Annotated in this window: 16 protein-coding genes; 8 read left to right on the plus strand and 8 right to left on the minus strand. The window is 62.9% G+C overall.

Annotated features, from left to right (window positions below):
• Positions 1-150 precede the first annotated feature (150 nt).
• From AC30NL_RS15115 to AC30NL_RS15130, 4 genes are all read left to right on the plus strand, one after another.
• Positions 151-3,315: an error-prone DNA polymerase gene (locus AC30NL_RS15115; RefSeq protein ID WP_489464826.1), complete on the plus strand. Its 3,165-nt coding sequence runs from the start codon at positions 151-153 to the stop codon at positions 3,313-3,315.
• A 67-nt stretch (positions 3,316-3,382) separates the two neighbouring features.
• Positions 3,383-4,159: a peroxide stress protein YaaA gene (gene yaaA / locus AC30NL_RS15120; protein ID WP_489464827.1), complete on the plus strand. Its 777-nt coding sequence runs from the start codon at positions 3,383-3,385 to the stop codon at positions 4,157-4,159.
• A gap of 220 nt (positions 4,160-4,379) precedes the next feature.
• Complete coding sequence (locus AC30NL_RS15125) at positions 4,380-5,231, plus strand: 2OG-Fe(II) oxygenase (protein ID WP_489464841.1); 852 nt, start codon at positions 4,380-4,382, stop codon at positions 5,229-5,231.
• 417 nt (positions 5,232-5,648) lie between these two features.
• On the plus strand, positions 5,649-5,855 hold the full coding sequence (locus tag AC30NL_RS15130; RefSeq protein WP_489464828.1) for a hypothetical protein: 207 nt from the start codon (positions 5,649-5,651) through the stop codon (positions 5,853-5,855).
• 85 nt (positions 5,856-5,940) lie between these two features.
• Here AC30NL_RS15130 and AC30NL_RS15135 read toward each other — a convergent pair whose 3' ends face one another.
• Positions 5,941-6,441 carry a hypothetical protein gene (locus tag AC30NL_RS15135; RefSeq protein ID WP_489464829.1) on the minus strand — a complete coding sequence of 167 codons (501 nt, stop codon included), beginning with the start codon at positions 6,439-6,441 and terminating at the stop codon, positions 5,941-5,943.
• Between the two features lie 439 nt (positions 6,442-6,880).
• Positions 6,881-8,425, minus strand: coding sequence for a DEAD/DEAH box helicase (locus AC30NL_RS15140; protein WP_489464830.1), 1,545 nt, complete (start codon positions 8,423-8,425; stop codon positions 6,881-6,883).
• A gap of 502 nt (positions 8,426-8,927) precedes the next feature.
• Here AC30NL_RS15140 and ettA point away from each other — a divergent pair.
• Entirely contained in the window at positions 8,928-10,592 is a 1,665-nt protein-coding gene (gene ettA, locus AC30NL_RS15145; RefSeq protein ID WP_489464831.1) for an energy-dependent translational throttle protein EttA, read from the plus strand.
• A 144-nt stretch (positions 10,593-10,736) separates the two neighbouring features.
• Complete coding sequence (locus tag AC30NL_RS15150; protein ID WP_489464832.1) at positions 10,737-13,514, plus strand: zinc-dependent metalloprotease; 2,778 nt, start codon at positions 10,737-10,739, stop codon at positions 13,512-13,514.
• 146 nt (positions 13,515-13,660) lie between these two features.
• Here AC30NL_RS15150 and ppnP read toward each other — a convergent pair whose 3' ends face one another.
• From ppnP to AC30NL_RS15170, 4 genes are all read right to left on the minus strand, one after another.
• Entirely contained in the window at positions 13,661-13,975 is a 315-nt protein-coding gene (gene ppnP / locus AC30NL_RS15155) for a pyrimidine/purine nucleoside phosphorylase (RefSeq protein ID WP_489464833.1), read from the minus strand.
• Between the two features lie 5 nt (positions 13,976-13,980).
• Complete coding sequence (gene argG / locus AC30NL_RS15160; protein WP_489464834.1) at positions 13,981-15,312, minus strand: argininosuccinate synthase; 1,332 nt, start codon at positions 15,310-15,312, stop codon at positions 13,981-13,983.
• A 332-nt stretch (positions 15,313-15,644) separates the two neighbouring features.
• Positions 15,645-17,108: a PQQ-dependent sugar dehydrogenase gene (locus tag AC30NL_RS15165; RefSeq protein WP_489464835.1), complete on the minus strand. Its 1,464-nt coding sequence runs from the start codon at positions 17,106-17,108 to the stop codon at positions 15,645-15,647.
• 104 nt (positions 17,109-17,212) lie between these two features.
• Positions 17,213-18,298 carry a DNA alkylation repair protein gene (locus AC30NL_RS15170; RefSeq protein ID WP_489464836.1) on the minus strand — a complete coding sequence of 362 codons (1,086 nt, stop codon included), beginning with the start codon at positions 18,296-18,298 and terminating at the stop codon, positions 17,213-17,215.
• An 86-nt stretch (positions 18,299-18,384) separates the two neighbouring features.
• On the opposite strand from AC30NL_RS15170, the gene AC30NL_RS15175 reads away from it, so the two are divergent.
• Both AC30NL_RS15175 and AC30NL_RS15180 read left to right on the plus strand, forming a co-directional pair.
• Positions 18,385-19,182, plus strand: a complete 798-nt coding sequence (locus AC30NL_RS15175; protein WP_489464837.1) for a creatininase family protein — start codon at positions 18,385-18,387, stop codon at positions 19,180-19,182.
• A gap of 74 nt (positions 19,183-19,256) precedes the next feature.
• Positions 19,257-20,396: a YVTN family beta-propeller repeat protein gene (locus AC30NL_RS15180; RefSeq protein WP_489464838.1), complete on the plus strand. Its 1,140-nt coding sequence runs from the start codon at positions 19,257-19,259 to the stop codon at positions 20,394-20,396.
• Positions 20,397-20,657: 261 nt separating this feature from the next.
• Here AC30NL_RS15180 and AC30NL_RS15185 read toward each other — a convergent pair whose 3' ends face one another.
• Both AC30NL_RS15185 and AC30NL_RS15190 read right to left on the minus strand, forming a co-directional pair.
• A complete protein-coding gene (locus tag AC30NL_RS15185) occupies positions 20,658-21,320 on the minus strand; it encodes a peroxiredoxin (protein ID WP_489464839.1) in 663 nt (220 codons plus the stop codon).
• A gap of 565 nt (positions 21,321-21,885) precedes the next feature.
• The gene (locus AC30NL_RS15190; RefSeq protein WP_489464840.1) at positions 21,886-22,461 is read right to left on the minus strand and encodes a DUF924 family protein; all 576 of its coding nucleotides are present in this window, start codon (positions 22,459-22,461) and stop codon (positions 21,886-21,888) included.
• Positions 22,462-22,566: the final 105 nt, after the last annotated feature.

The raw sequence follows: 22,566 nt of genomic DNA on the forward strand, positions 1-22,566 counted from the left end.
CGAGCAATTGCAACGACGAGCAGGGGGGGCTTTTGGCGTAATGAGCGGGCATGATCGAAAAACTCTCAGCCTCTAAGTGTCCCCACCGCTGGCGGAATCACTGGATGGATATACAGTACCATTCAAGCTCGAAATCCAGTGGCCGCAGCGATGTTGCTCCCACCCTACGCCGAACTCCATTGCCGGAGCAATTTCAGTTTTCTGACGGGTGCCTCTCACCCCGAAGAGCTGGTCGAGCGCGCGCAAGAACTCAGCTACAGCGCACTCGCCATCACCGATGAATGCTCGGTCGCGGGCGTGGTGCGAGCGCACACCGAAGCCGAGCGACTGAAGCTGCACCTGATCATCGGCACCGAGATGCGGCTCACGCTGGCAGAAAGCGGCACGCCCCATGCGCGAATCGTGCTGCTCGCACAAACGCGGCGAGGCTACGGCAACCTCGCGCACTGGATCACGGTGGCGCGTCGTCGCACCGAGAAGGGCAGCTACCTCGCACACCCGACGGATGTCGAAGGCAGGGTGCCGAACGCGCCGACGCTGACCGGCTTGCCCGATTGCCTCGCGCTGCTCGTGCCGGATGCATCGCAGCCCTTCGAAGAGGTCTTCGCACACGCGATGTGGCTCAAGACCTGGTTCCAAGAGCGCGCCTTCATCGCGATCGAACTTCTGCATCGTGCCGGTGACGACGACTTGCTGGACGTGGTGCGGCGCGTCTGCGACTTCACCGGCTTGCCCATCGTGGCCGCCGGCGACGTGTTGATGCATGTGCGTTCGCGCAAGCCGCTGCAGGACACGCTCACTGCCACGCGGCTTTCCATGTCTGTGGCGCAATGCGGCTTGCAGCTCGAACCGAACGCCGAGCAGCATCTGCGTTCGCGCGGTCGCTTGGCTGCACTGTACGAACCGGAATGGCTTGCGAACACGCTGGCGCTGGCCGGACGCTGCAGTTTTTCCTTGTCCGAACTCAAGTACGAATACCCTGAAGAAATCGTCCCGCCGGGCGAGACGCCGACGAGTCATCTGCGCAATCTGACCTACGCGGGTGTACCCAAGCGCTTTCCGAATGGCCTTCCGCAAGACCTGCAGCGACAGATCGAGCATGAGCTTGCATTGATTCGCCAGCTCAATTACGAGCCTTACTTCCTCACCGTGGCCGACATCGTTCGCTGGGCGCGGGCGCAGAAGATCTTGTGCCAGGGCCGCGGGAGTGCGGCCAACTCGCTGGTCTGCTATTGCCTTGAAGTGACCGAGGTTGACCCTCGCCGCGCGTCGCTGCTCTTCGAGCGGTTCATCAGCGCCGAGCGCAACGAGCCGCCCGACATTGACATTGATTTCGAGCACCAGCGGCGAGAAGAAGTCATCCAGTACATCTACAAGAAATACGGACGGCACCGCGCTGCGCTGACCGCAGTCGTCATCTCTTACCGGCCGCGTTCAGCGGTGCGCGACGTGGGCCGGGCGCTGGGCATCGACCTGCAGCGCATCGATGCAGTTGCGAAGGGGCAGCACTGGTTCGACGGGCGCAGCATCAGTCCCGAGCGCCTGCGAGAAAACGGCTTCGATCCCGATGCGCCCATCACGCGGCTGTGGGTCGAGCTCACGCATCAGTTGATCGGCTTTCCGCGGCACCTGTCGCAGCACCCGGGCGGCTTCGTCATTGCACGCGATCAGATCGAGCAGCTCGTGCCGGTCGAGAACGCGGCCATGCCCGAGCGCAGCGTCGTGCAATGGGACAAGGACGACCTAGATGCCCTGGGGCTCATCAAGGTGGACATCCTCGCCCTCGGCATGCTGAGCGCGCTGCGTCGTTCGCTCGAATTCGTGGGGCAGAAGCTGGGCCGTGTGTACCGGCTGCAAGACATTCCGGACGACGACACGCCGACATACGACATGATCTGCCGGGCAGACACGGTGGGTGTCTTCCAGATCGAAAGCCGAGCGCAGATGAGCATGCTGCCGCGGCTGCAGCCGCGCACCTACTACGACCTGGTGGTCGAAGTCGCCATCGTGCGGCCCGGGCCGATCCAAGGGGGCATGGTCCACCCGTATCTGCACAACCGCAAGCTGCGCGACGAAGAGATCGATTGCCCGCAGGAGATACGCCCTGCGCTCATGCGCACGAAAGGCGTGCCCATCTTCCAGGAGCAGGTGATGCAGATCGCAATGTTGGCGGCCGACTTCACCGCCGGCGAAGCCGACCGCTTGCGCCGAGCGATGGCGGCGTGGAAGCGCAAGGGCGGGCTCGGGCCGTTTCACGAGCGGCTGGTGGGGCGCATGGAGGAGAAGGGTTATGACCGCGTCTATGCCGAAAGAATCTTCAAGCAGATCGAAGGCTTCGGCGAATATGGCTTCCCGGAGAGTCACGCGGCAGGCTTTGCACTGCTGGCCTACGACAGCAGCTGGATCAAGTGCCATCACCCCGACGCATTTCTGGTGGGGCTGCTCAACAGCCAGCCGATGGGCTTTTATGCGCCGGCGCAACTGGTGCGCGATGCACGCGAGCATGGCGTGACGGTGCTGCCGGTGGATGTGCGGGTGAGCGTGTGGGACTGCGTGCTCGAAGGTGTGGCCGCGACCGATGATCCGCACGACCATCATGCGCCTCTGGCGCCCGTGAGGCTCGGCCTCAATCGCATCAGCGGCTTGTCGGAAGACGCTGGCAAGCGCATCGTCGATGCGCGCAACGAAGAGGCCTTCACCACCATCGAAGACATGGCTCGACGGGCCCGTTTGAATGCTCATGAGTTGCGAGTGATTGCGCAGGCCGATGCGCTGCAAGGGCTCACCGGCAACCGCCATCAGGCGGCTTGGGCGGTGGCGGGCATCGACACCCGTCCTACCGAGATGCTGTCGTCCACGCGGGTGCATGAGGTGCCCGCGGTGCTGGAAGCGCCGAGTGAAGTCGAAAACACGCTTGCCGACTACCGGGCGCTCGGCCTGACGCTCAATCGGCATCCCTTGTCGCTGCTGCGCGAGGAGTTGTCGGCGTTCAAGGTGCAGCCGGCGGCGGTCCTGCGCACCTACCCGAACGGCCGCCTCGCACGCGCGAGCGGCCTCGTCACGCATCGCCAGCGCCCAGAAACTGCGAAGGGCACGGTCTTCGTCACGCTCGAAGATGAGACTGGCGCCGTCAACGTGATCGTCTGGCCTGCTGTCGTCGAGTCGCAACGTCGGGCCTTGCTCGGCTCCACAATGCTCACCGTCTATGGGCAATGGCAGCGCGAAGGTGACGTGATGCACCTCGTCGCCTCCAGGCTCATCGATCATTCGGAATTGCTGCAGGGGCTGGTGAGCAAGAGCCGGAATTTCAGGTGAGCGGTGCAATCAGGAAGGGGCCACGCTTCGATTTGCCCACCTTGCAGTGCCCCAGATAATCCGCGGCATGCTCTATCTACTTTCACCCGCCAAGTCGCTCGACTACGAGACTCCCGCTTCGAACAAGAACGCCACGACGCCGCAATTCATTGCGCAATCGTCCGAGCTCATCGACATTCTCAAGACCAAGAACACTGCGCAGATCGCGGAGTTGATGGATTTGTCCGAACCTCTTGCTGCGCTCAACGTGGACCGATACGCAGCGTGGTCGCCGAAGTTCACGGCAAAGAACAGCAAGCCGGCTGTGCTGGCCTTCAACGGCGACGTGTACGACGGGCTAGATGCGAAGACGCTCGGTGAAGACGAACTGGCTTGGGCGCAGCAGCACGTGGCGATACTGTCGGGCCTGTACGGCGTGCTGCGTCCCATGGACAAGCTGCAGCCTTACCGGCTCGAAATGGGCACATCGCTCGCGACTGCGCGCGGGAAGAACCTTTATGAGTACTGGGGCAACACCATCGCCGAGTACCTGAACGCGCACGTGGCCGAGAGCCAGTCGCCAATCATCGTCAACCTCGCATCGCAGGAATATTTCCGCGCCGCCGACCGCAAGGTCTTGAAGGCGCGCGTCATCGATTGCGTGTTCGAGGACTGGAAGGGCGGCAAGTACAAGATCATCAGCTTCTTCGCCAAGAAGGCGCGCGGCTTGATGGCGCGCTATGCCGTGATGCATCGCATCGCCACGCCCAGAAAGCTCGAGAGGTTCGACCTCGACGGCTATGCCTTCGACGCCGCGGTCTCTGAGCCCGACCGCCTGGTCTTCAGGCGCAGGCTGGAAGCCTGATCGTCCGCAGCAACCACCCCATCGCCGACCTGCGGCCCGTCAATGCTGCTGCAATTTGTTGCCTGCGGCAACGATGTGTTTCTGATGGGTTGCGGCGACATTGGTGAATCCCCGCCTGCTGCACGGCAAAAGGGCGCATGCGTTCAACGCGTGAAGTCTGTCCGATTCGTTTCGAATTCGTAGTCGACAGCCCAGCCACATCCGGCAAAATCGCCAGATGATGCAGACTCAGCAGGTCACCCCCGAACTCAGGCAGTGGATCGTGGCTCAGGCGCAGGCCGGCCAACCGCCTGACGCCGTGCTCAAGTCCATGATCGACAGTGGCTGGCAGGAAGAGGTCGCAGTCGTCGCACTCGAAGAAACCCTGCGCGGCTTCCTCGTGGACCACGCCAAGGCCAACGGCCTGCCCGTGCCGGTGGTGGTGCCCGAACCGCTCATGATGGCAGGCGAGGTGGTGGTGAAGGCGGGCGACCGCGAAGTGCAGATACTGAGCAGCATGCGCAATCCCCGCGTCGTCGTGTTTGGTGGGCTGCTGTCACACGACGAATGCGACGAGATGGTGGACCTGGCGACCAAGCGGCTCGCGCGCTCCGAGACCGTTCACCTCGACACCGGCGGCAGCGAAGTCAATGCGTCACGCACGAGCGAAGGCATGTTCTTCAACCGCGGAGAGAACGCTGTATGCGCGCGCATCGAGGCACGCATCGCTGCCTTGCTGCAATGGCCCCTCGAGAACGGTGAAGGCTTGCAGGTGCTGCGCTATCGGCCAGGTGCCGAGTACAAGGCTCATTACGACTATTTCGACCCGGCGCACTCCGGCACGCCCAGCATCCTGAAGCGTGGCGGCCAGCGTGTCGCGACGCTCGTGATGTACCTCAATACGCCCGCTCGAGGCGGTGCCACAACCTTCCCAGACGTGAACTTTGAAGTGGGTCCGATCAAGGGCAACGCGATCTTCTTCAGCTACGACCGGCCGCACCCCATGACTCGGTCCTTGCACGGCGGCGCGCCGGTGCTCGAAGGCGAGAAATGGGTCGCGACAAAGTGGCTGCGAGAGGGGCGCTTCGAGTGAACACCCCGGCTCAGAGGCTGAGAGTATTTCGACCGTGTTCGAGCAGCACGTCAAAAGGCGCCTGATCTAGGCGCAAAGCGCAGCCATAGCTTGGCTATGGCGAGCATTTGCAACGAAGAGCAGGGGTCTTTTGGCGTGATGAGCGGGCAGGATCGAAAAACTCTCAGCCTCTCAGCCGCGGCGATGGCGTTCAAAGTTGAGGTGGCCGGGGTATGTGCCGCGCATCCTCTGACCCATTGGACCGGTTTTTTCGGGGCCGTCGACTGCTGCGTGACACCCGTTCTGCGCCTCCACGAGTCTCGATCGCATCCACTTTTTATGGCTTGAAGAAAGCTGTCAACCGGCCTCGTTCAGGCTGCGTTGTGCCTCGGAGCTTTCGGCTCTACCTCTGTCCAACCGAATTCCAAGGAGATCACCATGACCAAACTCATCGCTGCCCTGATCGCTGCCACCTTCTCTCTCGGCGCTTTCGCGCAAGCTTCGGCTCCGGCCACCGGCAAGGCGACCGCCCCGGCCGCCACGGCCGAAGCGGCTTCAGCCGCTGCTGAAAAGCCCGCCAAGAAGGCCAAGGCTGCCAAGAAGCACAGCAAGGCCAAGAAGGCCGCCAGCGCTCCGGCCGCCTAATCAGCGTCCAAGCAGCAAACAAACCCGGCCTCGGCCGGGTTTGTTTTTTGGTGTGGAATGAATTTGTCTGACTGCTGCCTGAGAGTCAGGCCCGCTGCTGATGATGACCCGGATCGTCGTGCTTGGCGGCAAATGGCCGGCTGCGTTCGATGCGTCGCCACTTGCGTTGATCCCAGGTTTGAGGACCTTCCATTGGCCAGTGGTCGACCAGCGGAGCCACTTCGCCACGAGGCAAGCGCGTGTACGCCGGACCGCTCGACAGCCGAAGCCACCATCGACCCCGCCGCAGGCGCATTGGCAACGGCGCATGGGACTGATGGACCCAATAGACGCAGCCGCGTCCGGCCCAGTAATCGACCCGCTCGAAGTTGATGCGGCCGGAAAACCCCGTCTCCGCAGGAAATATCAGACAGTCTTCTGCCGTCTCCACGACGGCGTGCAGCAAATCGCCGGGCGACTCGCCGCTGCCTTCGTACACGAACACCACACGTTCGATTTGCGAAGCACTCACGCGGTCGACCTCGGTTTCGTCGCGGTAAACGACGATGTCCTGCCCATGCCAGGCAGTGCGCCATGTATTGCTCATTCGGAAAACCTCCAGCCTGCGACCCTAGTCGCTCGAGGCTGCAAGGGCTGTGTCGAGACGCATCGAGATGAAAGCAAACGCTTGACTGTGACGAAATCCGGCGCCGGACAGTCTCGAGACGGTGCCATCGCTGATCGTCCAGGCTGCGCAAGCCGGCCATGCCGCAATGTTTGCCGCGATTGGCTGCGGGCGATGCAGACGCTGCGGCGAAGGCTGCGCACCCGCTGAAGTCGAGCAGCACCAACATCAGTGCGTCAACCGGCCGAGACGGGCGAGACCGTCGAGTCATCGCCGTTTCGAGGTGCCTGAGCGACGCGCAGCGCTATGTCGAAGACATGAACACCAGCACGCATTGGTCGGCTGAATGCATTGAAGGCCAACGGCCCGCGAACGGTTACGCAGGGTGATTTTTGTCACCCCGGCGTGAGGGGGTGTGGCCTCAACGCTTCGGCTGCGTCAGGCGCGGCATCGGCTTCGCGCCGTCGCGCCGCGCTTCAGATCGCTGGCCTTGCGGTGCCGGTGCTGCGGCTTGGCGAGGAGCCGCTTGGTGGGGCGCTGCACGAGCGGGCGCAGTCGGAGCCGGCTTGCTGCCGTGTGCTTGCCCGTGACGTGCTGGCTGCGCCGGACGGCCGTCGCGACGACCATCCTGTCCGCCGCGAGCCTGCTGTCCACCCTGACGTGCACCGTTGCCGCCGCCGCCATTGCGTCCATCCGATCCAAGGTGGCCGGCGCGATCGCCGCCACGTCCACCGCCGCCATTCGAATGGCGATGGCCACCGCGCCCCGCGCCCGCACCGATCACCATGCGACCCAGCACGATCGGTTCGGCCTTCTCGCCGGGATGCGGCGCGAAGCCGGTAATGGTCTCCTTCGGAATTTCGCGCTTGATGAGCTTCTCGATGTCGCGCAGGAAGCCTTCTTCGTCCACGCACACCAACGAGACAGCCTCGCCTTGCGCGCCAGCGCGGCCGGTGCGGCCGATGCGGTGCACGTAGTCTTCTGGCACGTTGGGCAGTTCGTAGTTGATGACGTGCGGCAACTGGTCGATGTCGATGCCGCGCGCGGCAATGTCTGTGGCAACCAGCACGCGCAGCTCGCCACTCTTGAAGTCGGTGAGCGCCTTGGTGCGTGCGCTCTGGCTCTTGTTGCCGTGAATCGCCATCGCGCTCACGTCGGCCTTAATTAGATGCTCGACCAGCCGATTCGCGCCGTGCTTCATGCGCGTGAACACCAGCACCTGGTGCCAGTCGTTGCTCTTGATGAGATGGATCAGAAGGTCTTTCTTCATCTCGCGGCCCACCGGGTGGACCTTTTGTACGATCAGTTCGGCCGTCTGGTTGCGGCGCGCCACTTCGATCAGCGCCGGCTTGTTCAAAAGACGGTCGGCCAGGTTCTTGATCTCATCGCTGAAGGTCGCAGAAAAAAGCAGGCTCTGCTTCTTCGTGGGGACGAGTGCCAGCACCTTCTTGATGTCGTGCACGAAGCCCATGTCGAGCATGCGGTCGGCTTCGTCAAGCACGAAGATCTCGATGTGGCTCAGGTCCAGCGTGCGCTGTTGCGCGTGGTCGAGCAATCGGCCCGGTGTGGCGACGAGGATGTCGACACCCTTGCGCAGCTTGTCGATCTGCGGCTGCATGCCGACCCCGCCGAACATCACCATTGAGCTGAGCTTGAGGTACTTGCCGTAGGTACGAACGCTTTCCTCGACCTGCGCGGCCAGTTCGCGTGTAGGGGTGAGGATGAGCCCGCGGATGGGCAGTCGGCCTTTGGCGTCGCGCACTGAGGCAGTGGAGGACAGGCGCTGCAGCAACGGCAGCGTGAAGCCGGCAGTCTTGCCGGTGCCGGTCTGTGCGCCGGCGAGGAGATCGCCGCCCGAAAGGACGGCAGGGATGGCTTGGGCCTGGATGGGGGTGGGAACGGTGTAGCCCTGTTCGTGCACGGCACGCAGCAGCGGCTCGGCGAGGCCGAGGGAGTCGAAAGACATGGAGGGGTCCAACAGAGATCGGCCTGTCGCTCGTACTTGGAGCGCCAGTCGCAGGCAGAGGGGTGAGGATGAGCGCGCTCTGGTGAGGCTATGGCTCGCGTCGAAAGTGACGACAGCGAAGTGACTGAGTCTGCGCTGGTGGGCGGATTGTAGCTTTGGATACTGCCCCTAGCGGATTTGAAACGCCCTGGCTTTCTGGTGCTGATCGACAAAATACCAAGGCCCGCCAGCGCAAAGGGGATGCCAACCCGATCCACACGCCCGGTGGCAGGCCCAGCTCAGGCTGACGGCCACAGCACACGACCGCGGCGATGCGGCTGGACCAGTGCGACCGTGTATTTGTCTCCCGCCTTTCGTGTTGGCCACAAGGAATGTCCCCACCCTTGCGATAATGAGCAATCCCGTGGGGGGCCGGCTCCTGCCGGCCACCAGGCCGAAGCCCCTCGGTCCATTCGCCCCCAAGGCGTCCCCTTTTGAAGCTCAGACCGTCACAGGACCAAGCATGGCTCAGTACGTTTTTACGATGAATCGCGTGGGCAAGATCGTTCCGCCCAAGCGCCAGATCCTCAAGAACATCTCCCTCAGCTTCTTCCCCGGCGCCAAGATCGGCGTGCTGGGTCTGAACGGGTCGGGCAAGTCCACGCTGCTCAAAATCATGGCCGGCATCGACAATGACATCGAAGGCGAAGCCGTCGCGATGCCGGGCCTGAAGATCGGATACCTGCCTCAGGAACCCCACCTCGACCCCGACCAGACTGTGCGCCACGCCGTGGAGCAGGGCATCGGCGGCGTGCTGGCTGCCAAGGCCCGCCTCGACGAGGTCTATGCCGAATACGCCGAGCCTGACGCAGACTTCGACAAGCTCGCCGCAGAGCAGGGCGAACTCGAAGCCATCATTGCCGCGGCCGGTTCGGAAAACACCGACCTGCAACTCGAACTCGCCGCCGACGCCCTGCGCCTGCCGCCCTGGGAAGCTCAGATCGGCCTGCTGTCTGGCGGTGAAAAGCGTCGAGTCGCACTGTGCCGCCTCCTGCTGTCCAAGCCCGACATGCTGCTGCTCGACGAACCCACCAACCACCTGGATGCCGAGTCGGTCGACTGGCTGGAGCAGTTCCTGGGCCGATTCCCCGGCACCGTGGTGGCCATCACCCACGATCGCTACTTCCTCGACAACGCGGCAGAGTGGATTCTCGAACTCGACCGTGGATCGGGTATTCCCTGGAAAGGCAACTACAGCAACTGGCTGGAGCAGAAGGAGGCACGCCTCGAGCAGGAACAGAAGAGCGAAGACGCCCACACCAAGGCGATGAAGAAGGAGCTCGAGTGGGTTCGCCAAAACCCCAAGGGCCGCCAAGCCAAGAGCAAGGCGCGTCTGGCTCGTTTCGAGGAACTTTCGGACGTCGAATACCAGAAGCGCAACGAAACCAATGAAATCTTCATTCCTGTGGCAGACCGCCTGGGCCATGAAGTGATTGAGTTCGAAGGCGTCAGCAAGAGTTTTGGCGACCGCGTGCTGATCGACGACCTGAGCTTCAAAGTGCCGGCGGGCGCCATCGTCGGCATCATCGGCCCGAACGGCGCCGGCAAGTCGACGCTGTTCCGCATGGTTTCGGGAAAGGAAAAGCCGGACAGCGGCAACGTGAAGATCGGCCCGACAGTGAAGATGGCTTTCGTGGATCAGAGTCGAGAGAGCCTGGAGGGCGACAAGACCGTCTGGCAGGATGTCTCCGGCGGCCTCGACAACATCACGGTCGGCAAGTTTGTGATGCCCTCGCGCGCCTACCTCGGGCGCTTCAACTTCAAGGGCAATGACCAGCAAAAGCTCGTGGGCAACCTGTCGGGCGGTGAGCGGGGCCGGCTACATCTAGCCAAGACCCTGGCAAGCGGCGGCAACGTCCTCATGCTCGACGAACCGTCGAACGACCTTGACGTTGAAACCTTGCGTGCGCTCGAAGATGCGTTGCTGGAATTCGCGGGAACGGTCATGGTCATCAGCCACGATCGCTGGTTCCTCGACCGCATCGCCACTCACATTCTTGCCTGTGAAGGCGACTCGAAATGGGTGTTCTTCGACGGCAACTATCAAGAGTACGAAGCCGACAAGAAGAAGCGCCTCGGCGAGGAAGGAGCGCGTCCGAAGCGAGTCCGATTCAAGGCTTTGAAATAGTTTCACGGTGACGCAGGCGGACTTCTACGGATGACACCTGCAGTCACTGGCTGCAAAATCTTGTCACCAATCTGACCCGAGTCGGGCGCAGAAGGGCGGCACGAACGATGCTTCGATCGCCCTCGTTGTACTTTTGCGGTCGCCATGAAGCATCTCAAATCGCCGCGCGCCGGCTGTGCGCATTTCGCTTCTCCGTTATTGATCGCCATGCTCGCCGGTTGTGCGAGTGTGCCGAGTGCGCACACGTCAGCACCAGCGAGAGAGGCAGAAAGTCGCGTGGGCGCGGTGCTGTCTGCGGCTTCGGCCCCGTCACCTGCAACGAGCGCGTCCGCACCGAAAGGGAGCGCTGCGGCCACGGCGGCAGCAGCGGCTTCCAGTGGGCTGAAGCCCTTCGCCGAGGTCATCAAGGACGCCAAGCGGATCGACGGTTTGTTCACGCTTTGGCAGAAGGACGACAAGGTCTGGCTCGAGCTGACGCCGTCTGACCTGGACACGCCATTTTTCATGTCGCCAAAAGCCAAGACCGGCATTGGCGAAGGTTCGTTCTATGGCGGGCTGATGGGCGAGGAAGTCGTCATCGAATTCCGTCGCATCCACAACAACCTGCAGATGCTGGCGAAGAACACTGAGTTCGTCGCCAAGGCCAACACGGCCACCGGCCGTGCCGTGGATGCCGCCTTCTCGCCGAGTCTGATTGCCAGTACAAGCGTGCTGAGCCAACCTCATCCGGAGCGCAAGTCCATTCTCGTCGAGGCCAATGCCCTCTTCGTGAACGACATGCTCGGCACTGGAACGCAGTTGCAGCGCCGCTACCACCAGGGATATTCGCTCGACACCCGCAACTCGGCCATTACGGCGGTACGTGCCACGCCGGACCTCGTGGTGCTTGAAGTCATGAACCATTTCGCGACCGGCTCGATCCAGTCGCCGTCGGCCGGCATGGGCAGCGCAGGCCCGAGCGTGCCCCGATCGCTGGCCGATCCGCGCAGCATGTTCATGACTTTCCATTACTCGCTTGCCAAGCTGCCCGAGCAGCCCATGAAGCCGCGCAAGGCCGATGCCCGCGTGGGCTACTTCACGAGCGCGATCATGGACTTCAGCGACGACCTGGCGCGCACGCCGCGCCAGCGTTTCGTGAACCGTTGGCGGCTGGAGAAAAAAGACCCGACTGCGGCGCTGTCGGAGCCGGTCAAGCCCATCACCTTCTGGCTCGACAAGACGATTCCCGAGAAGTACCGTGCGCCCATCACGGCAGGTGTGCTGGAGTGGAACAAGGCCTTTGAAAAGATCGGCTTCAAGGACGCGGTCCGCGTCGAAGTGCAGCCCGAAGACGCCGAATGGGACACGCTCGATTTCGGTCGCGCCTCCATCCGTTGGATGACCAACTCGGGAACGAGCTTCGGCGCCATCGGGCCGACCCATGTCGACCCGCGCACCGGGGAGATCCTCGATGCCGACATTGGCGTCGAAAGCCTGTCCTCGCGCAACCTTCGCGCGCTGCGTTCGCAGGTATTGACGGCCAGGGCGAGCGGCGAATCCGGCGAGGCTGACCATGACCACGCGGCGACTGGATTGCGTGGCCGATCCATCGCTTTCTGCGAATTCGCCGATCAGGCGGCTGAGCAGTTGAGCTACGCGATGGACGTGTTTGAAGCGCGAGGCGACATCGACCCGTCGAGTCCCGAAGCCGAGAAGTTCGTCTACGACTATCTCAAGGACGTGACCATGCACGAGGTGGGTCACACCCTCGGCCTGCGCCACAACTTCCGGTCGTCGCGCATCTACAACGACAAGCAATTGTCCGACCCGGCCTTCACGGCAGAGCACGGCATCACCGGCTCTGTGATGGAGTACGCGGCGGTCAACCTCGCCGCGCCCGGCACGCCCAAGGACAAGCAACCGGCACCGTTCAACACGACGCTTGGCCCCTATGACTACTGGGCCATCGAATACGCCTACAAGCCGATCGAGATTGGCAAGGAAGACGCCGAGCTGTCGAAGATCGCCTCTCGCAGCGCCGAGCCGCAACTGGCCTACGGCACCGACGAAGACAACTTCCTCGGCGTCGACCCAGAATCCCTGCAGTTCGACCTCGGTTCGGACGTGATCGCCTTCGCCAGGAAGCGCCTGGCCATCGCCCGCGACGTGCTCGTCCGCCAGGAACATCGGCAGCTTGCCGCCGACCAGGACTACTCGGTGCTGCGTCGCTCGGTCTCATTCGCGCTGCGTGACATGTTCCGGGCCGCCAATGCGCTCACCCGTCAGATTGGCGGCGTTCGTACCCTGCGCGATCATTCGGGCAGCGGCCGCGACCCGCTCGCGCCGGTACCCGGCAACGACCAGCGCGCCGCGCTCGACATTCTCGCCACCGGCTTCCTGTCGGCCGACAGCTTCAAATTGTCGGCGACGCTGCAGCGCAAGCTCACTGTCGACTACCAGGAACGCACCGACGCGGTCTTCCAGGGCGAATCGGCGGCGGCGACCGACTTCTCGCTCGCTTCGCAGGTGATCGAACTTCAGCGTGGCGTGATCAACCAGTTGTTGAGCGACAGCGTTGCCTCGCGCCTGCTGGACAGCGAACAGAAGTCTCCGAAGGATTCGATGCACTTGTTGGAGCTTTATGGGCGCCTCGACAAGTCGGTGTGGAGCGAACTCGCCACTGGCGGCGATATTCCCGCACTTCGTCGCGAACTGCAGCGCGAGCATGTGAACCGGGTGGCGAACATGGTGCTGCGCCCGTCGAGCCTCAGCCGCGCCGATGCGCGCAGTCTGGTTCGTTCGCAGGCGCAATCGCTGCTCGTGCGTATCAATGCCGCATCCAAACGCAATGGCCTGGGCCCCGAAGCCCGGGCCCATTTGCAAGACAGCGCCGACACCTTGTCACAAGCGCTGGCAGCCAAGCTTCAAAGGGCGGGGGCCTGAAGCAGGGCCGGCTAGTCACCGGCTCAAGTCCTAGAAAGAAAAGGCCGCTGCATGTGCAGCGGCCTATTTCTTTGGTCCTTTGGTCTTATGGAGCGGTCCGTTTCAGCCCCGGCAGGGCGGACGGCGTGGCGCGGAGGAGGGAGTCATTAAGCGAAATGACAGACGTAATGCAGCGTCTTGGTCGTCTCGATGTCGAACGATGAGTTGGCGGGAACATCGAATGACTGGCCGCCCGCATACGTCGCCCAGGTCTCGGAGCCAGCCAGACGCACGCGGCATTCGCCGTCCACCAGTTCCATCACTTCCGGGGCGCCAGTGTTGAACTTGAGCGTCGAAGGCAGGATCACTCCCACGCTCTTCTTCGTGCCGTCGGGCAGTTCGATGCTGTGAGAGACGCACTTCCCGTCGAAATAGACGTTGGCACGCGTGTTGACGGTGGCTTGAATCTTGTCGATGGTCATGAGGCTCACTCTTCGTTCTTGATGCGGGGCAGGTCGGAGCCGCTGCCTGGCAGCAGCAAGCCTGCAGCGGTGTAGGTCGCAAGCTTGTTGCGGGTGTCTTCGATGTCCAGGTTGCGCATCGTCAACTGGCCGATGCGGTCTTGCGGCGAGAAGGTGGATGCGCCCTTTTCCATGGTCAGCCGTTCGGGCTTGTAGCTCAGATTGGCCGACTCGGTGTTCATGATCGAGTAGTCGTTGCCGCGACGCAGTTCAATCGTCACTTCGCCGGTGATGGCGCGCGCCACCCAGCGTTGCCCAGTTTCGCGCAGCATGATGGCCTGCGGATCGAACCAGCGGCCCTGATAGAGAAGGCGGCCCAGCCGGCGTCCGTTCTCGCGGTACTGCTCGATGGTGTCTTCGTTGTGGATGCCGGTCACCAGGCGCTCGTAGGCGATGAACAGCAGCGCGAGCCCCGGGGCCTCATAGATGCCGCGGCTCTTGGCCTCGATGATGCGGTTCTCGATCTGGTCGCTCATGCCCAGGCCGTGGCGTCCGCCGATGCGGTTCGCTTCCATCAGCAGGTCGACGGCGCTTGCAAACTCGCGACCGTTCAGCGCGACGGGCTGGCCTTCGTCGAAGCGCACCGTCACCGTCTCGCGCTTGACTTCGACGTCGTCGCGCCAGAAGGCCACGCCCATGATGGGCTGCACGATGGTCATGCCGCTGTTCAGGTGCTCGAGGTCCTTGGCCTCGTGCGTGGCACCCAGCATGTTCGAGTCGGTCGAATACGCCTTCTCTGCCGACATCTTGTAGCCGAAGCCCGCCTTGGTCATGAAGGCCGACATTTCGGCACGACCGCCCAGTTCGTCGATGAAGGCCTGGTCGAGCCAGGGCTTGTAGATGCGCAACGCAGGGTTGGTCAGCAAGCCGTAACGGTAGAAGCGCTCGATGTCATTGCCCTTGAAGGTGGACCCGTCGCCCCAGATGTCGACGTTGTCCTCTTTCATCGCGGCCACGAGCATGGTGCCGGTCACGGCGCGCCCGATGGGCGTGGTGTTGAAGTACGTGACGCCAGCGGTCGAGATGTGGAAAGCGCCGCACTGCAGCGCGGCAATGCCTTCGGAGACCAGCTGCGCACGGCAGTCGATCAGTCGGGCCTTTTCGGCGCCGTACTGCATCGCGCGGCGGGGGATGTCGTCATAGTCCGGTTCGTCGGGTTGCCCCAGGTTCGCGGTGTAGGCATAGGGTACGGCGCCCTTGTTGCGCATCCAGTGAAGTGCAGCGCTGGTGTCCAGGCCGCCGGAGAACGCGATGCCGACCTTCTGGCCGGTGGGGAGGTGCTGCAGGATGGTTGTCATGTTGCGATTTGAAGCTGGGAACCAGGGACCAAAAGACGGGCGGTGAAGTGCACCGAGCCCGTATTTTCGGTGCATTCGGGACCAAGCCGATTTTTTGCGGTTTTAGTTGGCCATAGTGGCCCGACAGGGCCGTCATGAAACTGCCGATTGGCCGAGGTGAGAGGCTGAGAGTATTTCGAGCGTGTCCGAGCAGCGCGTCAAAAGGCGCCTGATCTAGGCGCAAAGCACAGCCATAGCTCGTGCTACGGCGAGCATTTGCAACGACGAGCAGGCGTCTTTCGACGTGATGAGCGGGCATGATCGAAATACTCTCAGCCTCTGAGGCCGCGCCATCAAGAAGCACTGATCCTCGTGATCGACCCGCCCTGCGTCAGCACATAGAGGGCCCCATCGGCCCCCACCATCATGTCCACTGGATTCCCTGCGATGTTCGCAAAGGCGTAGGCCACATTGCCGTTGGCAGGGTCCAATCTCCCAATCCACTTGCTCCCGTAGTCCGCGAAGAAGTAGTTGTTTCGATAAGCCGCCGGAAATTGCCCGCTTGCCGGATAGAACGCGCCTCCGGCGATGGCGAAGCCTGTGAAGAACCCGCCGGGGCCGGAGCCTTCGGGCGTGGCCTCGCTGTGCTTGTAGGTGAAGAGCGGAGCCGCGAATCCAGCCGTCATGTCGGGGCCTTCCGACGTGGGCCAGCCGTAGTTGAGGCCGGCACCGCCTACGTCGATTTCTTCCCAGGTGCTTTCCCCCACGTCGTTGATGTGGATGCGCCCCGTCCCGGCTTCCACGGCGAAGGTGAAGGGGTTGCGTAGGCCGTACGCCCAGACTGCGCACTTGAGCGTCGCTGCGGTGGTGCAGAAGGGGTTGTCGCTCGGGATGCTGCCATCGTCGTTGAAACGCAGCATCTTGCCGAATGGGTCGTTCACGTCCTGTGCCTTCGCACCGTTTGCGTTGTCGCCGACACCTGCGTAGAGCTTGCCGTCGGTGCCGAAGTGAATGGCACCGCCGTTGTGGTTGGTGGCGCTCGCCGACAACGCGGGCAGATCGGCGAGGATCACCTCGGTGCCGTTGGAGACGTCGCCACTCGCCACCAGCCGGCTGATGCGGTTGTGAGCCCCGCCGGTCGTGGACGTGTAGTAGACATACACGTAGCCGTTGGTCGTGAAGTTCGGGTGGAAGGCCACGCCCAGGAGCCCACGCTCTCCAGCCGAATCCACGGTGAAGATGTGAAACGCCGCCGGCAGCAGTGACCCGTTTTTGACGACACGCAGCTTGCCTCCTTGCTCCGCGACGAAGATGCGTCCGTCGGGCGCTTGCGCGAAAGCGGTGGATGAACCGAGGCCCGAAACCCACGACTCGTTCTTGGTGAAACTCGCGTCGACGCTGGCCGTGCCCGCCACCTGGACCGTGGCGGAACCCCAGGGGCTCGTGTTGCCCGCTGCATCGTGGGCGCGTGCTCGGACGATGTGTTGCCCGGCCGCATAAGCGTTCGCGTCGATGCTCGCGGCATAGGGCGGCGTGGTGTCCGTCGCGATCGTCACGCCGTCTACCTGGAACTCGATGGACATCACGCCCACGTCGTCGGCACCCGTTGCGGTCAACGACACCATGCCCGACAAGCCCGTCGCGAGATTGGCTGGAGCCGTCAGGGTGACGGTGGGCGGCGTCGTGTCCGTGCTGGCCGGAGGCGGCGGGGGAGGAGGGGTGCCTGCGTCGCCGCCCCCGCCGCCGCATGACGCGACCAGCGATGCTGCGAATGCGCTGATGAACAGTGCCCGTGCCGAGCCTCGTGCCGTCTTCATGTTCCAACCTTTCTGTCGAGCCCGTGCCGTTCGAGATGACGACATCCTCGCCGGGCGCCACATCCGTGGCGTAAGGGGATGTTGCCGCAAGGATTCGATCACTTTCAACACCGCAGATAAAAGCTCACTTCAGCCTCCACGCGGCCGTTGACCAGCAATTCGACACGGTGCGTGCCGCTGAAATAACGACGGGTCGTGATCGGCCTGATGGTGTGGGTCTTGCGCAGATCGCGAGACTCGGCGGGCGGCAGCGCCAGCGTCCAGCCCTTGAATACCTTGGGTGCGGTGCTGCCATTGGCCTTGACGTGATGGATGGCGTAGTCAATGACGAGCGACTGCTCCTTCTTGCCCGCAGGTTTCAGGCGGATGTCCAGGGTGATCGCATCGCCCAGCGCAATGCGCTCCGGTGCGATCGAAAAAGCCGCTTCACCGTGGAACTTCGCGCCTTGCCCGAAGGCATCGAGCACACGCTTGTCGCCCCGCTTGATCAGGCTGCGGCTCGCGTGCCGCAGCAGGGCGCGTCGTTCGCGCGAGGCGTCGGGCAGGTGCTTCGCGAGCCAATCGGCCACGAGGTGGGGGTGGTCCTTGGCGATGTCGTTCAAGTGGTTGGCGACACTCTTGCGCACGTAGTCGCTTTCGTCGTCCATCAGCGCTTCGAGTAGCGGCAATGTCGGGGACGGGTCGGCGATGAGCGACTTCAACTGCATGCCCCAGGGCAGGCGGGGGCGGCTGCCTTCGCTGACAAGGCGCCGCACATGCGGGCTTGGATCGTTCACCCAATGCGCGAGGGTGGCGAAGGTCAGGGCAGGGTGTTGAAGGATGAAGGGCCGGATGGCCCACTCGGCAGTGAACCCCTGGGTCAGTGTGTGCAGCACCTCGAACGCGCGTTCGGGCACAGCTTGGCCTCGGCGGGCCACGTACTCGCCGACCGGCCAGAGCGCCCAGCGAGCGAGACCGGATTTGATCGCGGATTGAAGAATGTCGCAGGTGACCAAGAAGTCAGCTGGCAGCGTGGCCTCCAACGCGGTTGTGATGTGCATCGCCCGCGCCTTCATTTCAAGCTCGTCGAGCCCGGCGAGCGCGATGCGTTCGAATTTCTTCGAGTGGAAATCCGGCCACGCCTTCTCCAGGCGCGAAGCCATGTCGCGAACGACCGTGGCGTTGAGAAGGTTCTTGAACGGTTCGGGCATGAATCTGATTGTGGGGCCCGTAAGAACATGGCCCGGAATAAGGTCCACGTCCTAAGATGCCGGCACTCTCACTTTGCACTCATGTGATGATCCTCCTTGCTCGCTGTCTCTTCGCCTTCGTTCTTGCTGCTTGTTCGTTGGCTGCGTCGGCTGCCAGCGTCTATATCGAAGAACTGACCTGGACTGAACTGCGCGACCAGATCAAGGCCGGCGCCACGACCATCATCGTGCCCATTGGCGGCACCGAACAGAACGGGCCAGCGATGGTGCTCGGCAAGCACAACGTTCGCGCCCGCGTGCTGGCGGGAAGAATCGCCACCGGTCTTGGTCATGCGGTCGTGGCGCCGACCATTGCCTACGTGCCCGAAGGTTCGATCAATCCGCCGGTTGGCCACATGCGGTTCACCGGCACCATTTCCATCCCCGACGCGGCCTTCGAAACCACGCTTGAATACGCGGCTCGAAGCTTTCGCCAACATGGCTTCAAGGACATCGTGTTCATCGGCGACCATGGCGGCTATCAGAAGAACATGGTTCGCGTGGCGGACAAGCTCGACAAGGAATGGGCAGCCACGCCGGTCCGCGTCCATGCGCTGCAGGAGTACTACCAGGTCCTCGACACCGACTACAAGCAGGCGCTCAAGAGAAAAGGAATGAAGGATGCGGAGATCGGCACACACGCCGGCGCGCTGGACACATCGCTCGCACTCGCGGTCGATCCGCAGCTGGTCCGCGCCGACCGGCTTCACAGCTCGTCACTCGGCGCCGCCGAGGGCGTGTATGGTGACCCCCGGCCATCGACTGCCGAGGCCGGTCAACTGGGCGTCGATCTGATCGTTGGACGAAGCATCGAAGCCATCAAGCGCCATCTGGCTCGCCATTGAGCGGGATCAATCCCCCGCTTGCCGCGGACGTTGCCGGTGGTGCAAGAATCCGCATTCTCTTGAGGAGTTCCCCTGTGAATTTTCGTTTCACCGCGCTGTTGAGCGCTGTCGCATGCCAGGCCGCCTTCGCCGCGGGCCCGGTAGACACCGTGCCGGGCATGCCGGCTGTGACTGACCCGACAAATCTGTACAGCGAGATCGGCAGCGGCAAGCTGAGCGAGGCCGTGAAAGGCCACCTGCCGCGGGTCTACGTGCCCAACCTGCAAAGCAACGACGTCTGGGTGATCGATCCGGCGACGCTGAAGGTGGTCGACAAGTTCCGCGTGGGCGTGAATCCGCAGCACGTCGTGCCCTCGTGGGACCTGAAGACGCTTTGGGTGGCCAACAATGCAGAGAACACGCCCAACGGCAGCCTGACTCCTGTCGACCCGCGCACCGGCAAGCCCGGCAAGGCCATCAAGGTCGACGACCCCTACAACATGTACTTCACGCCCGATGGCAAGGAAGCCATCGTCGTGGCCGAGGCCTTCAAGCGGCTGGACTTTCGCGACCCGAAGACGATGGTGATGAAATCGTCGATCGATGCGCCCGAATGCGACGGCATCAATCACGCCGACTTTTCCATCGACGGCAAATGGGCCATCTTCACCTGCGAGTTCACTGGCAAGCTGGTGAAGATCGACTTGGTGAACCGCAAGGTGATGGGCTACCTCAAGCTGTCCAAGGGCAAGATGCCGCAGGACATCCGCGTGTCGCCTGACGGCAAGACTTTCTACGTGGCCGACATGATGGCCGACGGGGTGTTCGTGGTCGACGGCCCGAGCTTCCAGGAAACCGGGTTCATCAAGACTGGCAAGGGCACTCACGGCCTGTACCCAAGCCGTGATGGGAAGTCGCTGTACGTGGCGAACCGCGGGTCCAACAAGATCCACGGCGCGGCGCGCGGCATGGGCAGCGTGTCGGTGATCGACTTTGCCACGCAAAAGGTGGTGGCGCAGTGGCCGATTCCCGGAGGCGGCAGCCCTGACATGGGCAACGTGAGCGACGACGGCAAGCAGCTTTGGTTGTCAGGCCGCTACGACAACGTGGTGTATGTGTTCGACACCACCAGCGGCAAGGTCTCCATCATCCCGGTCGGCAAGGAGCCGCACGGTCTGACGGTGTGGCCGCAGCCCGGCAGGTATTCGCTGGGGCATACCGGCAACATGCGCTGAGTTCAAGCGAACGAAGCGACCGGACCCCTCAAGCGAGCGCAGCAAGCGCACATCAAGCAATGCCCGCGGAGCCGGCTTTGCCGGTCCGCTGGGTGGCGCCCCGTTGAGGGGTATCTGGGGCACATGCGCCGAGGTCCAAGCGATCGATCGACCTCAAGCGAGCGCAGCAAGCGCACATCAAGCAATGCCCGCGGAGCCGGCTTTGCCGGTCCGCTGGGTGGCGCCCCTCGGGGGCAGGAGCGCAGCGACTGGGGGGCCCAATTATTTCCCGGGCTGCTTCACGATGCGCAGGTACGGCTTCGGCGCCTTCCATCCCGCCGGGAACAGCTTCTTCGCTTCTTCATCGTTGACTGAGGTCACGATGATCACGTCCTCGCCCTGCTTCCAGTTCGCAGGAGTCGCCACCTTGTGCTGCGCCGTCAGCTGCAGCGAATCGATGACCCGCAGGATTTCGTCGAAATTGCGTCCGGTGGTCATCGGGTAGGTGAGATTGAGCTTGATCTTCTTGTCCGGCCCGATAACGAACACCGAGCGCACGGTGGCGTTGTTGGCGGCCGTGCGGCCCTCCGAGGTGCCCGTCTCTTCGGCCGGCAGCATGTTGTAAAGCTTCGCAACATGAAGGTCGCTGTCTCCGATCATCGGGTAGTTGGGCGCGTAGCCCTGCGTTTCCTCGATGTCCTTGGACCAGCGTTCATGGTTCTCGACCGGGTCGATGCTCAGGCCCATGAGTTTCACGTTGCGCTTCCTGAACTCCGGCTCGATCTTGGCCATGTATCCGAGTTCGGTTGTGCACACGGGCGTGAAATCTTTCGGGTGCGAGAACAGAACGGCCCAGCTGTCGCCGATCCACTGGTGGAAATCGATGCTGCCCTGCGTTGTCTTCGCGGTGAAGTTCGGGGCGGTGTCGTTGATGCGTAGTGACATGAGTGACTCCTTGAGTCGACGGAAAGTCGAGGAAACGGGTAGCGAGTATCCGCTGCCGAATCAACGTTTGCCAAGAATGCCTTTGGAACTACTTTATGCAGTGCGGTCTTGAAAGCACCCCTTTCAAGGTCTTCCGCTCCCTCTCCCTCTGGGGATCTCTGGTGACCTCTGGGGAGATCTGGCCTGTATGCTCCCTCGCCCCTTCGGGGAGAGGGCTGGGGTGAGGGGCATGGGCCTCTGAGCAACCATGAACTTGTCCTGCGTCAACCCCGCCTTCTTCATCACCAAACGGGTGGCGGGGAGAGGTCGAGCAGGTGCGGGCGATGGTGAAGGCCGTCGGGTTGCCTTGATGGAGATGGGCGTGATCTTTGGGAGACCCCTCACCCCAACCCTCTCCCCCGCCGGGGGAGAGGGAACCGCAATGCATTACTTCGAAGCGGGCCACAGCGGGCTGGGGTGAGGGCCGTAGGCGGTGAATAAAGCCATGGGTTGCCATTACCGCAGCCCCTCACCCAACCTCTCCCCAGAGGGGAGAGCCAATACAAGACCATGAAAGAGGTGGGTCTTAAAAGCCAGACCCAGGTTGCTTGAGGAATTCGATTTCTTCCCCAGTCGATGGACGTCCGAGTGCGGTATTGCGATGGGGGAAGCGGCCGAAGCGCTCGACGATGGCGCGATGACGCCGTGCATAGTCGAGCAGGCCCATCTGATCGGGTGCTTCTGCGGCGAGGGCGGTAAAGAGTCGAATCGATTCATCCTGGGCAGCGAGGCTTTCGGCGTGCTCGAAGGGCAGATAGGCGAAGCCGCGCTGCACAGGCGTGAGCGACAGGTCCTGCCTTGAAGCGACCATTTGACGTGCCGCGGCCAAGGCCAGCGCATCACCCGCAAAAGCATCCGGCCGATCGCGTCGCGTGTTCCGGGTGAACTGGTCGAGCAGCACGATCCGCGCAAGCGCCGAGCGGGCGTCGCGCTGCCAGTCGGTCAGTCCGCCCGCCACGGCCTCGTCGATCAGCAGCCCGAATCGACGCAGGATCTCCGCGTCGAAAGCCGGGTCCTTGCGAAACCACTCGGGCCGCACTGCGCCCTCGGTTCCGAACCAGAAGTCCAGCACTTCCTGCGCCTTGGCGGGGATGGTGTTCATTGCCTCAGAGGCTGAGAGTTTTTCGATCATGCCCGCTCATCACGCCAAAAGACCCCTGCTCGTCGTTGCAAATGCTCGCCATAGCCAAGCTATGGCTGCGCTTTG

This window comes from Rhizobacter sp., assembly GCA_021153565.1.
Classification (GTDB): Bacteria; Pseudomonadota; Gammaproteobacteria; order Burkholderiales; family Burkholderiaceae_C; genus Albitalea.

Coding starts and splice junctions, on each gene's coding strand:
- AC30NL_RS15170 (WP_489464836.1), bottom strand. CDS start 18,298: ATGCCCGAACCGTTCAAGAACCTTCTCAACGCCACGGTCGTTCGCGAC.
- ettA (WP_489464831.1), top strand. CDS start 8,928: ATGGCTCAGTACGTTTTTACGATGAATCGCGTGGGCAAGATCGTTCCG.
- argG (WP_489464834.1), bottom strand. CDS start 15,312: ATGACAACCATCCTGCAGCACCTCCCCACCGGCCAGAAGGTCGGCATC.
- AC30NL_RS15130 (WP_489464828.1), top strand. CDS start 5,649: ATGACCAAACTCATCGCTGCCCTGATCGCTGCCACCTTCTCTCTCGGC.
- AC30NL_RS15140 (WP_489464830.1), bottom strand. CDS start 8,425: ATGTCTTTCGACTCCCTCGGCCTCGCCGAGCCGCTGCTGCGTGCCGTG.
- AC30NL_RS15115 (WP_489464826.1), top strand. CDS start 151: ATGTTGCTCCCACCCTACGCCGAACTCCATTGCCGGAGCAATTTCAGT.
- yaaA (WP_489464827.1), top strand. CDS start 3,383: ATGCTCTATCTACTTTCACCCGCCAAGTCGCTCGACTACGAGACTCCC.
- AC30NL_RS15150 (WP_489464832.1), top strand. CDS start 10,737: ATGAAGCATCTCAAATCGCCGCGCGCCGGCTGTGCGCATTTCGCTTCT.
- AC30NL_RS15135 (WP_489464829.1), bottom strand. CDS start 6,441: ATGAGCAATACATGGCGCACTGCCTGGCATGGGCAGGACATCGTCGTT.
- AC30NL_RS15125 (WP_489464841.1), top strand. CDS start 4,380: ATGCAGACTCAGCAGGTCACCCCCGAACTCAGGCAGTGGATCGTGGCT.
- ppnP (WP_489464833.1), bottom strand. CDS start 13,975: ATGACCATCGACAAGATTCAAGCCACCGTCAACACGCGTGCCAACGTC.
- AC30NL_RS15190 (WP_489464840.1), bottom strand. CDS start 22,461: ATGAACACCATCCCCGCCAAGGCGCAGGAAGTGCTGGACTTCTGGTTC.
- AC30NL_RS15165 (WP_489464835.1), bottom strand. CDS start 17,108: ATGAAGACGGCACGAGGCTCGGCACGGGCACTGTTCATCAGCGCATTC.
- AC30NL_RS15185 (WP_489464839.1), bottom strand. CDS start 21,320: ATGTCACTACGCATCAACGACACCGCCCCGAACTTCACCGCGAAGACA.
- AC30NL_RS15175 (WP_489464837.1), top strand. CDS start 18,385: ATGATCCTCCTTGCTCGCTGTCTCTTCGCCTTCGTTCTTGCTGCTTGT.